Raw genomic sequence first — 12,439 nt, forward strand, 5'->3', positions numbered from 1 at the left:
CCCCCGCCTATCGGCACCCCCCTTATCAAGGGGGGCAGGGGGGATCGAACCTAAAATCGATTTTTAATTTAATTATAACCAGCTACTTAAGTAAGCTAAAACGGATTTTAACCGCCTATCCTTAAATTAGCTGAATCTCTCCCAATCCCTTTACTGTTGCCTTTTGCCTCTTGCCTATCCTTAAATTAGCTGAATCTCCCCCAATCCCTCTTGCCTATCCTTAGACGATGATTATTTTTCTGGTGCGAAAAGCTCGCCCTTGAAAAAGGGGACAATTATTAATTATTATTAAAAGTATATTTACTAATTAACCAAAATACCAGTGAAACTAGCTCAAGCTCAGACGATATTAACAGACACTTTAACCGTATTTTGGGGAGAATGGCTAGATTTACGCGCGAGAGTCCTTCAGATCGCCGCCACAGGTTTAGTTTCTCCCCTAATCTATATTATCGGTTTCGGGTTGGGGTTGGGAAGCGCCCTCGATCGCTCGATGAAACCCTCGCTCGGCGATTCTTATCTAGAATTTATTTTACCCGGAATGGTGGCCCTGTCCTCAATGGCGATCAGTTTCGGGGGAACCACCTTTTCGATATGTGGCGATCGCTTATTTAGTAAAACCTTCGAGGAATTATTATTACTTCCCGTCCATCCCCTCTCATTATTTTTAGGCAAAGTTTTCGCGGGAATTTTGCGCGGTGTAATGACTTCTGCATCAGTGATTCTCGTTGCTATCTTATTTACAGGAAAATTTGTCAGTTTTCTCAATCCCCTCTTTTTATTAGTTTTAATCTTAAATTGTGCCGTCTTTGCCGGTTTAGGGGCAATTGTCGGATTGCGAGTTACATCCCTCGAAAGTGTCGGTCTGTATAATAACTTTTTAATCGTGCCGATGTCTTTTTTAGGAGCAACTTTTTTCGATCCCCAAACCTTACCCTGGCCATTAAAAATTATTGTTTATTCCTTGCCCCTCACCTATGCTAGTCTGGGATTAAGATCCGCAGCCTACGATATAAATCAATTTCCTTGGTTCGCTATCCCCATTTTATTAATCGTCGCTATTCTTCTCTCGATTGTCGGTGCTTATCAATTCTCCCATCAACGGGATTGAATCAGTAATCAGTTATCAGTTATCAGTAATCAGTTATCAGATTTAAGTATTCGGTGAACAGTATTAAGTGGCAAGTTTTGAGCTTTCTTTTCACGGATTACTGTTTAATTTTTACTGATAAAAGTAAAAAGCTCCTATCTCCTGACTCCTATCTCCTGACTCCTTTTTCCCTTGAATAAATATATCCTTTTTTATAAACCCTACGATGTATTATGTCAGTTTACTGATGAAAATGGTCGCTCGACTTTAAAAGATTATATTCCCATCCCAAATATCTATTCTGTCGGTCGTTTAGATAGGGACAGCGAGGGATTATTATTACTCACAGATAACGGTCAATTACAGCATCGTTTGGGTCATCGTCAATTTGCTCATCCGCGCACCTATTGGGTACAAGTCGAAAGAATTCCAGACCTAAACGCTTTAGAAAAATTGCGTCAAGGTCTTCCTATACAGGATTATCGCACTCGACCGGCAATAGTTAATTTACTAGATTTTGAACCAGATTTACCCCCCAGAGAGCCACCGATTCGTTATCGAAAATCTGTTCCCACCGCTTGGTTAGAAATTACCTTAACTGAGGGAAGAAATCGTCAGGTAAGACGGATGACGGCTGCCGTTGGTTATCCCACTTTAAGATTAATTAGAACAGCCATTACTATTGACAAAAACAATAAATTATGCTTAACAGGATTACAACCCGGTCAATGGCGAGAAGTGACTGAAAAAGAGAGAAAAGCCTTAGAAAGGTTATAATTTCTGTAAGCAACCTTGATAACCAAAGTTGAATGTATAGTGTGGGACTTGATCAAATGACCCACAATTATCTATAATCGTGAATATTAAACCTAAGACAAACATGAAAGTTAAAATTAAAAATCTTGGCATTTTAAAACAGGCAGAATTCAGTCTAGGCGACCTCACAATTATCTGTGGTGGTAATAATACAGGTAAAACTTATGCTACCTACGCTTTATTCGGTTTTTTAGACAATTGGCGAAGACTATTAACGGGGCCAAGATTTGGCCTCAAAGAAAAAATTAATCAACTACTTTCTGATGGTGTAATTAGTCTCGATCTACAGGAGTATGTTCAACAGTGTGAAAGTATTCTTACTACAGGTTGTCAAAGATATGTTCAACAAATACCTGAAGTTTTTGCTGCCAACGAGGAGAGGTTTAAAAATGTTGATTTTCAGATAGAATTAAATTTTGACAATATTCAATTTCAAAATAAGTATGAAAGGAAAATTAGTACAGCAACATGGGAAATTATCTCGATTAGCAAACCTGAAAATGACCCTTATTTATCCATTACATTATTAACAGAAACAGAAAAAATAAATCTGCCAGTGCATTTTCTTGAGGATATCATTTACGACAGCATCCAAGATATAATTTTCTCTCAGTTTTTTCCCAGGCCATTTATTGCCAGTGCAGAAAGAACAGGAGCGGCAATTTTTCGCAAAGAGTTAAATTTTGCTCGTAATCGTTTACTGGAAGAAATTAGTAAAAATAGCAATTTTAATCCTAGAGAACTGTTATTTAATGTTTCTCAGGATTATGCGCTACCAGTCAAAAAAAATGTAGATTTTACTAGACAAATAGAAACAATTGTCAAAAAAACTAGCTTTATCGCCGAAAATCATCCCAGTATTTTAGAAGATTTTGCCGATATTATTGGTGGTCAATATATGATTACTAGCAATGATGAACTTTATTACATTCCTAAAGGAAAAAAACTTAGACTATCGATGGATGAAAGTTCTAGTGCTGTACTTTCTCTTTTAGACATTGGCTTTTATTTAAGACACGAAGCTCAAATCGGAGATTTGTTGATAGTAGATGAACCTGAATTAAATCTCCATCCAGAAAATCAACGCCGTATCGCTAAACTTTTCGCTCGACTGATCAACATTGGTATTAAAGTTTTTATCACTACTCACAGTGATTATATTATCAAAGAAATAAACACATTAATTATGCTCAACCATGATCAACCACATCTGAAACAAATTGCCGCAGAAGAAGGCTACAGACAAGAGGAATTATTATCGGCCGATCAAGTTAAAGTCTATATTGCTGAAAAAGCTTTAAAGATGTTAAAAGGACAAAAAAGAAAAACCAAATTTAACACTTTAACTCCCGCTAAAATTGATACAGAAATGGGTATTGAGGCGCGTAGTTTTGATACTACTATCGAAAATATGAATCGTATTCAAACGGCTATTATTTGGGGTGAGGAGTAATGTCTGATATTGCTATCCTCAAAGAAATGATTAGGGATTGTGCGATAGTAGAGTTAGAGTATAAAAAAGAGTACAAACGAGATATTTATTTACTGAAACTGACAGAAAATCAAGATAACTATTCGTTTGTGATTAGTGGAATGCCTGAACCCGATCGAGTTATTGTGATCAAGCTAGATGAGTTTTTTGATGTCCGCAAAATTTTTACTGGTAATAAAGGTGAATGTAAGCGTGCAGATTTTATAATTATCGCTAATACCAATTCTGAAAAAGTTATCCTTTGTCTGGAAATGAAGAAAAGCGGAGATTCTAATTCATCGATAATTAAACAATTAAAAGGAGCCAAATGCTTTGTCTCCTATTGTCGTGAAATCGGACGCTTATTTTGGAATCAACCCGATTTTCTTCAGGACTATCAATATCGCTTTGTTAGTATTAAAAATATCAGTATCTCTAAAACAACCACGAGCAGCCGTAAACCTTCTCAAAAAAGTGAGATTCACGATCAACCAGAAAAAATGTTAAAAATTTCCGCTCAAGCGAAGCACTTTCAAGAATTAATTTAGTCCTATAGCTTCTCATTATGACCGATTTAATCTTGATCGAATAACGATCTTTTGCCGAGAGTGCCGAAAGAGCCTTATCGATGCTCATTTTTAAAAACTTCAAACACCTGCCGGCTGAAATATTTTAACTTATCAGCCACCTTAGGAGAAGGTTGATAATTGCCGACTAATTGCCAATTTTCCACCGTAGATAGTCGCCAAGCGGTTCCTTGATGGTTAAAAGCCTGCATTTCTAAGCCAATCAAACGCTGATGCTGATCCTCGCTATCGAGATGAAAACGAATTTGTACCAGAATACTGCGCCCTTGAATTCTGGGACTCCAGCCTGGAAAATGGAAAGCGATATCGATCGAGTCGGGATCCGTTAACTCCCTTGTGTGGGGATCGTTGCGCCAAGGTTTCAGATCTGCCTTTGCATCGGGGAATTGTTGTTTAAACAGGTTGACGAGTGTGGCGATCTTCGCCGTTAATTCTAATCCTTTTGCCTGTTCCGACGCATTCATGCTCACCTCTGATAATTGCTTATAAAGTAACTATTTATACAGTTTAGCCCTGCTTTTTGCGACTATTGGAACAATTATAACGATATTTTCTCGATCGAGTCCAAAATGCCGCACCCGTCAATCAAGATAGCCGCTGCCAAAAAGACAAAATCAAAACTAAACTAGAAAATAGGATAATCGAGAGGAACAGTATTTTCTATGAATCCCCAAGAGTCTCTATTACAATCGATCGAAAAATTAGGCTATCGGGTTACGGTGGGTGATGTGGCGGCAAAATCGGGTTTAGAGATTAACGCTGCACAACAGGGATTATTAGCTTTAGCTGCGGAAGCGGGGGGACATTTACAGGTAGCAGATACGGGGGAGATTATCTATCTTTTCCCCGAAAATTTTCGCTCAATTCTTCTGAATAAATATTGGCAATTGCAGTTAAAAGCTTTCGCCAGTAAAATCTGGAAAGTAGTTTTTTATGTTATTCGCATTTCCTTTGGCATTGTTTTAATTATTTCGATTTTAATCCTCTTGCTGGCTATTCTGGCAATCCTGATCGGCTTAATGTTCAAAGATAGTGACTCGGATAACAATTCGGGAAATAACAACATTAATATTAACTTCTTTCCCACGGACTTTTTCTGGATTTTTTATCCCGATTTTGGTAATAACTACTACGAAAAAAGAGATAGGGAAGTTAAGGCAGAAAAACCCCCTAGTAAGATGAATTTTCTCGAGTCAGTTTTTTCTTTTCTTTTTGGCGATGGCGATCCTAATTTTAATTTAGAGGAGAGACGCTGGCAAACTATCGGTAAAGTAATTCAAAATAATCGTGGCTCGATTATCGCTCCACAAATTGCCCCCTATCTCGATAGTATTAACCCCAGTCAGGAGGAGGCAGAAGATTATATACTCCCAGTTTTAACTCGTTTTAATGGGTTGCCGCAAGTGTCCGATCGAGGCGATATTATCTATTATTTTCCCGATCTACAGGTGACAACTAAAAAGAGAAAATTACAAACAGTTTCGCCCTATCTAAAGGAAAAACGCTGGAAGTTTAGCGAAGCAGATAGTGGTCAAATTATCTTAGCTTTAGGTTTAGGGGTGGTTAACTTTATCCTCGCTTTAGTTTTAGGATATTTGCTCAAGAGTGATAGTGTCGATTTGAGCGGTTCTCTGGGGTCGATAGTCACAGGAATCTACGGTTTTCTCCTGAGTTATGCCGCTGCTTTTTTGGGGATTCCTCTCGGTCGTTATTTCTTTTTACAGTGGAGAAATGAGCGGGTTAATCAACGCAATCAACAGCGAGAAAAAAGAGCAGATCTATTAGCACAAAATAATCCTGAATTAGAGCAAAAACTGGCCTACTCTCGTCAATTCGCTGACCAAAAAGTGATTAGTGATGCTGATATTAGTTATTCTACCGATCAAGACTATCTCGAACAAGAGATCGAGCGATCGGATAAAATCGATCGAGAATGGCAAAAACGCTTAGAATCCCCCGATTAAGTAGCTGGTTATAATTAAATTAAAAATGGATTTTGCCTTTAATCCCCCCTTGATAAGGTAGGGTTGATTCATGAATCAACCCTACCCTTGATAACGGGGGTGTCTGATAATTTTTAACGCCTACCTACTTAATCGCTTTTGCTGTGTGGGAGGTCATTCTGTTATTCTGACTTGAAAGTGGGAAGTGGGAAGTGGGAAGAAAAAAGCTGTCTCCTGAATCCTGAATCCTGACGACCGACTCCTAACCCCAGCAACAAACTTTTTGCCGCAAACCCTAACTTAAACGATCGAGAGTGCGATACTGAATTGCTTCGGCAACGTGGGAACTTTTCAGCATTTCACTATCTCCTAAATCGGCAATGGTGCGGGCAACTTTGAGAATGCGATCCATTGCTCGGGCCGATAAACCCAATTTTCGGATTGCCCCTTCTAAAATATGGCGACTGCTATCATCCAGAGCGCAAAAACGCCGCAAATGCTCGGAATTCATCTCCGCATTAGAGCGAATCCCCGTATTTTGAAAGCGATCGCTGGCCTTTTGTCTGGCCCCTTCTACCCGTTGCCGCACTTGCTCAGAAGCTTCTCCCCGACTCTCTTGGGTCATTTCTTCCGGTTTCAGACGATTTACCGTCACTTGTAGGTCAATACGGTCTAAAAGCGGTCCCGATAATTTCGCCCAATATTGTTCCCGTTGTCGCGGTGAACAGCTGCAGGGTTGCACCGAATCACCGTAATAACCACAGGGACAGGGATTGGTACTCGCCACCAGGGTAAAACGGGCCGGAAAAGCGACGGAAAGACGAGTGCGAGAAATGCTCACATAACCATCCTCTAGGGGTTGTCGGAGATATTCCAAGACACTGCGCTTAAATTCCGTTAATTCGTCCAAAAATAAAATACCACGGTGAGAAAGGGAGATTTCTCCCGGTCGGGGATAAGTGCCACCTCCCACCAGCGCCGCTCCAGAAGCGGAGTGATGGGGACTGCGAAAAGGACGCTCGCGCACCAGAGAACCTCGATCCTTCAGTAATCCAGCGACGGAATGAATCTGGGAGACTTCTAGGGATTCGGCAAAGGTAAGCTGGGGCAGAATACCGGGTAAACGTCGCGCTAACATGGTTTTACCGCTGCCCGGTGGCCCGACAAAAATTAGGTTATGACCTCCAGCTGCGGCAATTTCCAGGGCCCGCCGGCCAATTGCTTGGCCTTTGACATCCTTGAGATCGGGGAGATTTACCTGCGATCGCCCAAATTCCTCGGCAGCGTTAAAAGTCATCGGTGAATAGCGATCGGGTTCATTTAAGAAATTTACCACTTCCGATAGATGACGAAATCCATACACTTGTACGCCTTTGACCACGGCCGCTTCTTTGGCATTATCGGCGGGAACCACTAAACCCTTGATCCCCATTTTTTCGGCGGCGGCAGCAATGGGTAAAACCCCCGCCACGGCACGCAAACTACCATCGAGGGATAATTCACCTAAAAAGAGAAAATCCCCCAATAAATCGGCTTCTACCTGTTCGGAGGCTCCTAAAATGCCGATACTAATCGGTAAATCATAAATCGGCCCCTCTTTGCGGATATCGGCGGGACTTAAATTAATGACAATTTTGCGGATGGGAAAGGCAAATCCGGCATTTTTTAGGGAAGCTTTTACCCTTTCTTTCGACTCCTGCACGGCGGTATCGGGTAAACCCACCACGGCAATTCCGGGTAATCCCCCCGATACATCCACCTCTACCCCGATTTTAATGGCATCGATGCCGATAATTGCCGCACTCCAAACCCTTGCTAACATTTTGGCTCAACTAAAAATAAAGTGAGTTCTTAGGAAAATTAAACAGGATGTTCGGCTAGTTTTCCGCATAAAAATGATTTTATCTGGGAATTTACCCTGAAAATCAGCCTATTTCTCGGTATAACCTAACCAGAAAAGCTGAGAGCTTAATGGTATAGTTAAAAAAAAAGCAATTTGTCTATGAGCGAGACTATTTTTAGCAAAATTATCCGTAAAGAAATTCCAGCCTCGATCGTTTATGAAGATGATCTGGTTCTCGCTTTTCGAGATGTTAATCCCCAAGCACCCACCCATATCCTCATTATCCCCAAAAAACCGATTCCGAAACTAGAGGAAGCCAGCGAAAGCGATCGAGATTTATTGGGACATTTGTTACTAACTGTTAAAAAAGTGGCCGCCGAAGCCAAATTAAGTCAAGGTTATCGCGTGGTGATCAATAATGGGGAACATGGGGGTCAAACCGTCGATCATCTTCATGTCCATCTCTTAGGCGATCGCCCAATGGCTTGGCCTCCGGGTTAAACCCCCCTTATTTTCCCGCATTTTTGGGGAATTATAGGGCTAGAAGCGTTCTTTTCCGAGTCGGTCTTCTCGATGTTGAACCCATGAATAAGTCTATTTCTGCGATCGCATTAGCCAGCACTTTGCTGTTATTTCCCTTCACCGCTGCGACTCTCGCTCAATCGGAATGCTTTCTCCAAAGAGCAGATGGACAACACATAGATCTTAGCCGTCTCTGTGGCGGTTCATCCAGAAATAGGAAAAATTCCCCGCAAGTTTATCAGTTACCGATTCAACGCCGGGTTAACGGCATTCCCACGGTGATGGTAGTTTTTAATAACCGTCACTATTATGAAATGCTTTTTGATACGGGAGCTAGTTCGATCGTCCTCACCGATGCCATGGCAAAAGCGATGAAAGTCAAACGGGAAAAGGAAGTACTCGCTCATACCGCCGGCGGTGTCGTTACTGTGTATCTTGGTCGCATTAATTCTGTTAAAGTGGGCGAGGTGGCTTTATCTAATCAGATTGTTGGTATTTCTCCCCAAATGGAAGGGTTAGGACTCTTGGGACAAACCTTTTTTGGTTCCTATGATGTCACGATCAAAAAAGATGTGATTGAATTACGTCATCGTTGATAAGTAGCTGGTTATAATTAAATTAAAAATGGATTTTAGGTTCGATCCCCCCTGCCCCCCTTGATAAGGGGGGTGCCGATAGGCGGGGGGATCCCCCCTGCCCCCCTTGATAAGGGGGGTGTCTGAAAACTTTTAACACCTACCTACTTAGTCTCATGGGGAAAATGCTCCTTTTTCTGACTCTAATCTAAAGTTCCTCGCTGTATTTGTTCCCGTTCGATCGCTTCAAATAGCGCTTGGAAGTTGCCTTCTCCAAAACCTCTAGCGGCATGACGTCGCTCGATTAATTCAAAAAAGAAAGTCGGCTGAGAAAAAATTGGTTTAGTGAAAATTTGCAGTAAAGTTGGCTTTTCTGGGAGGGAATGACTATTTTGTTCAAAATCGATTAGAATTTCCCTTTTTTTGATTTCTGACCATTCCCAATCGGCAATATTAAAATCTTTCTTTTGATAGTTAATTTGTTGATAATAACTGTCGGGAACTGATAAAAACTCTACCTTTTTTTCTTTTAATTTTTGAGTTAAGTTTACAATGTTTTCTGTTTTTAAAGCAATGTGTTGAATGCCAGATTTTTGATTAATATCTAAAAATTCTTGAATTTGAGAACTGTTACTATCTGGTTCATTAATCGGTAATTTTAATTCAGTTTCGGGGTAAACAAGCACCTGAGAATAAAGACCAGAACGGTCCGTTTTAATAGTAAAAGCTTGCCTTTTTTTAAAGCCTAAATTTTCCTCATACCAATTGGCTGTTAACTCTAAATTCCCTTGAAAAACATTTAAAACTAAATGATCAATTGCCAGAATATCCTGATTATATTGTTCCCTACTATCGTATTGAATCAGATTAGGATCGGCTAAAATTGGCGTGATTCCCTGTCTTTCAATTAACGTATGTTTGAGATCAGCAATGCTAGAGATTTGACAGCTTTTTATCTTACCCCTAGCTAAAACAGTTTCCTCAATAAAAATGTCCTGTTTAATTTTCCTAGCTAAACTGTCTAAATCCTCCACTTGAAAAGCTACATCCGCCACCCCTTCAGGATATTTACTTAAAAATTCCGCCACGGGACTAAGGGAATTTAAGGGAGAAGATAAGATAAAAATAATCTGTTTAGTTTTATCTTTTTGGATTCCATTGCCAACTATTTCCGTGTGTGTGTGGAGATTAACTAAACTTGCGATCGCCTGAAAATCCATCACCCCCACAAACCAATCTCGCCATTTTTTAGCCGATTCTACATAAAAATGAATATGATCAATAAACATAGATAAAGTCAAAAAAGGGGTGTTTTTCAGTAAACAGTAAACAGTGATAATAAAACTCCGAACTTGCCACTTAATGCTATTCACTGATAACTGATATAGTCATTTCAATTAAGATTGAGAATATCAATCCCAGAGTTCATAAGGATTTTGTCGGTCTAGACTGTATCAGACTTATCTGAAATGACTATAACTGATAACTGATAACTGATAACTGATAACTGAAAAAGCTGATGACTAAAAAAAGAGATGACTATCGGGTTGAATATTAATTTCCATGGGGACGGCTTGGGGTTCAGCATTCATGGCAAAATAGATAGCATCGGCGGCGGTTTGAGCGGTTAACATTTTAGTGCGATCAACTTTTAAACTCACCTGATCCCAAAAAGGAGTATCGACACCACCAAAATAGAATAAAGTCATTTTAATACCATAGCGTTTTAACTCATCGGCCAAACATTTACTAAAACCGACCACCCCGTATTTAGAAGCACAATAAGCGGCAGCCATAGCCATAGAATGCTTACCTAAAATTCCCACCACATTACAGATATGACCGGCCTTATTTTCCTTCATCACATTAGCGGCAGCCTGACAGGTATAAAAACTCCCCTTCAGATTGAGGTCGAGCATTTTATCTAAATCTTCCGGCGTGATTTTATTATATTGTTTCATCACACCGGCTCCGGCCGCATTAACCAACACATCCAACCGGCCGTAATGGGAGACAATTTTTGCCATCAAAGTTTCCACCTGAGTCGGATTAGTGATATCCGTCGGCACAATTAAAGAAGGACAAGGCAACTCACCAGCTAAATTAGATAAATTATCGGCATTTCTGGCCACTAATACGAGTTTATGACCATTAACAGCTAGTTTACGCGCTAAAGTGGCACCGATCCCCCCCGTAGCACCGACAATCAGGACAACTTTTTCGCTCATAATTATTGATAATTCTTTACAAATCTTATTGTAAACTGTTCCGACTGGAAAATCATCGCTAGTCCCAACCCCTTGATTAAGGGTTAACCAACTTCTGATAGGATAAACCGTGACAATGTAAAGAAATTTTTATGACTGTACTGACCGAAGGAATCGCGCCCCACGGTGGGCAATTAATTAATCGTATTGCTACCGCTGCCGAAAAAGCCGAATTTCTGGCCCTAGCTGAAAAACTACCGCGAGTTTCCTTAGATGAACGAGCGCTCTCGGATTTAGTTATGATTGCTATTGGTGGTTTCAGTCCCCTCAAAGGCTTTATGGAACAGGACGACTACGAAAAAGTCGTCGATGATATGCGTCTAATCAATGGTTTACCCTGGGCAATTCCCGTGACTCTTTCCGTTAGGGAAGAAGTGGCGGATCCTCTCAAAGAAGGCAACTGGATTCGTTTAGATGACAGCGAAGGCAACTTTGTCGGAGTCCTAGAACTAACCCAAAAATACCGTTATAATAAAGCCCACGAAGCAGTTAACGTCTATCGTACCGACGATCATAAACATCCCGGGGTAAAAGTCCTCTACGAACAGGGAGAAATTAACCTCGCAGGTCCAATATGGTTACTTCAGCGCGATCCTCATCCCCAGTTTCCCAAATATCAGATCGATCCTCTGCAATCGCGCAAAATGTTCCACGAAAAAGCTTGGAAAACGATTGTCGGTTTCCAAACCCGTAATCCCATCCACCGGGCCCACGAATATATTCAAAAATGCGCCCTAGAAGTGGTAGATGGTTTATTCTTGCATCCCCTTGTCGGCGCTACCAAAAGCGATGATGTGCCGGCCGATGTGCGGATGCGTTGCTATGAGATCATGATGGATAAATACTTTCCCCAAGATCGCGTTATTCTAGCTATCAACCCCTCAGCTATGCGTTATGCTGGCCCCCGGGAAGCAATTTTCCACGCTATTATCCGTAAAAACTACGGTTGTACCCATTTTATCGTCGGTCGTGACCATGCCGGAGTCGGCGACTACTACGGAACCTACGATGCTCAGTATATCTTTGATGAGTTCGAGCCGGGGGAATTGGGAATCGTGCCGATGAAGTTTGAACACGCTTTCTACTGTACCCGCACTTCGGGAATGGCAACCACCAAAACTAGCCCCAGTTTACCTGAAGAAAGAATCCACCTTTCGGGAACGAAAGTCCGGGAACTGCTGCGTAAAGGAGAATTACCACCTCCGGAATTCTCCCGTCCAGAAGTGGCTGCCGAATTAATCCGCGCCATGCAAGGATCTTGACATCCTCGCCGCCCTAAAAGTGCGGCGATTCCTAAACCTCACGATTTAAGTTTCTGCTTCCAC

General features: G+C 41.1%; 12 protein-coding genes. 8 read left to right on the plus strand and 4 right to left on the minus strand.

Features of this window, described 5'->3' with window-relative positions:
• Positions 1-322: 322 nt before the first annotated feature.
• From IM450_RS15845 to IM450_RS15860, 4 genes are all read left to right on the plus strand, one after another.
• Positions 323-1,111: an ABC transporter permease gene (locus IM450_RS15845; RefSeq protein WP_104395812.1), complete on the plus strand. Its 789-nt coding sequence runs from the start codon at positions 323-325 to the stop codon at positions 1,109-1,111.
• 171 nt (positions 1,112-1,282) lie between these two features.
• On the plus strand, positions 1,283-1,867 hold the full coding sequence (locus IM450_RS15850) for a pseudouridine synthase (protein ID WP_002751273.1): 585 nt from the start codon (positions 1,283-1,285) through the stop codon (positions 1,865-1,867).
• Positions 1,868-1,970: 103 nt separating this feature from the next.
• Positions 1,971-3,359, plus strand: coding sequence for an AAA family ATPase (locus IM450_RS15855; protein ID WP_287670573.1), 1,389 nt, complete (start codon positions 1,971-1,973; stop codon positions 3,357-3,359).
• Positions 3,359-3,925, plus strand: a complete 567-nt coding sequence (locus IM450_RS15860; RefSeq protein ID WP_287670575.1) for a hypothetical protein — start codon at positions 3,359-3,361, stop codon at positions 3,923-3,925. The genes IM450_RS15855 and IM450_RS15860 overlap by 1 nt, the downstream gene beginning before the upstream one ends.
• 74 nt (positions 3,926-3,999) lie before the next feature.
• Here the strand turns inward: IM450_RS15860 and IM450_RS15865 are convergent, their stop codons facing one another.
• Entirely contained in the window at positions 4,000-4,428 is a 429-nt protein-coding gene (locus IM450_RS15865; RefSeq protein ID WP_002743840.1) for a hypothetical protein, read from the minus strand.
• Positions 4,429-4,626: 198 nt separating this feature from the next.
• On the opposite strand from IM450_RS15865, the gene IM450_RS15870 reads away from it, so the two are divergent.
• Positions 4,627-5,928 (plus strand): hypothetical protein, encoded by a 1,302-nt coding sequence (locus IM450_RS15870; protein WP_287670577.1) that lies wholly within the window; start codon positions 4,627-4,629, stop codon positions 5,926-5,928.
• A 274-nt stretch (positions 5,929-6,202) separates the two neighbouring features.
• Here the strand turns inward: IM450_RS15870 and IM450_RS15875 are convergent, their stop codons facing one another.
• Positions 6,203-7,729: a YifB family Mg chelatase-like AAA ATPase gene (locus IM450_RS15875; RefSeq protein ID WP_287670579.1), complete on the minus strand. Its 1,527-nt coding sequence runs from the start codon at positions 7,727-7,729 to the stop codon at positions 6,203-6,205.
• 180 nt (positions 7,730-7,909) lie between these two features.
• Between IM450_RS15875 and IM450_RS15880 the strand changes: the two genes are divergently transcribed.
• Together IM450_RS15880 and IM450_RS15885 are read left to right on the plus strand one after the other, a co-directional pair.
• Positions 7,910-8,251: a histidine triad nucleotide-binding protein gene (locus IM450_RS15880; RefSeq protein WP_149989075.1), complete on the plus strand. Its 342-nt coding sequence runs from the start codon at positions 7,910-7,912 to the stop codon at positions 8,249-8,251.
• Positions 8,252-8,334: 83 nt separating this feature from the next.
• Entirely contained in the window at positions 8,335-8,868 is a 534-nt protein-coding gene (locus IM450_RS15885) for a retropepsin-like aspartic protease family protein (protein ID WP_287670581.1), read from the plus strand.
• 182 nt (positions 8,869-9,050) lie between these two features.
• Here the strand turns inward: IM450_RS15885 and hppD are convergent, their stop codons facing one another.
• Complete coding sequence (gene hppD, locus IM450_RS15890) at positions 9,051-10,136, minus strand: 4-hydroxyphenylpyruvate dioxygenase (protein ID WP_287670583.1); 1,086 nt, start codon at positions 10,134-10,136, stop codon at positions 9,051-9,053.
• Positions 10,137-10,370: 234 nt separating this feature from the next.
• On the minus strand, positions 10,371-11,075 hold the full coding sequence (locus tag IM450_RS15895) for an SDR family oxidoreductase (protein ID WP_002803710.1): 705 nt from the start codon (positions 11,073-11,075) through the stop codon (positions 10,371-10,373).
• 131 nt (positions 11,076-11,206) lie between these two features.
• Between IM450_RS15895 and sat the strand changes: the two genes are divergently transcribed.
• Positions 11,207-12,376, plus strand: a complete 1,170-nt coding sequence (gene sat / locus IM450_RS15900; protein WP_110543118.1) for a sulfate adenylyltransferase — start codon at positions 11,207-11,209, stop codon at positions 12,374-12,376.
• The last annotated feature ends 63 nt before the right edge of the window (positions 12,377-12,439 follow it).

The sequence above is a fragment of the Microcystis sp. M083S1 genome (genome assembly GCF_020246405.1).
GTDB lineage: Bacteria > Cyanobacteriota > Cyanobacteriia > Cyanobacteriales > Microcystaceae > Microcystis > Microcystis aeruginosa_C.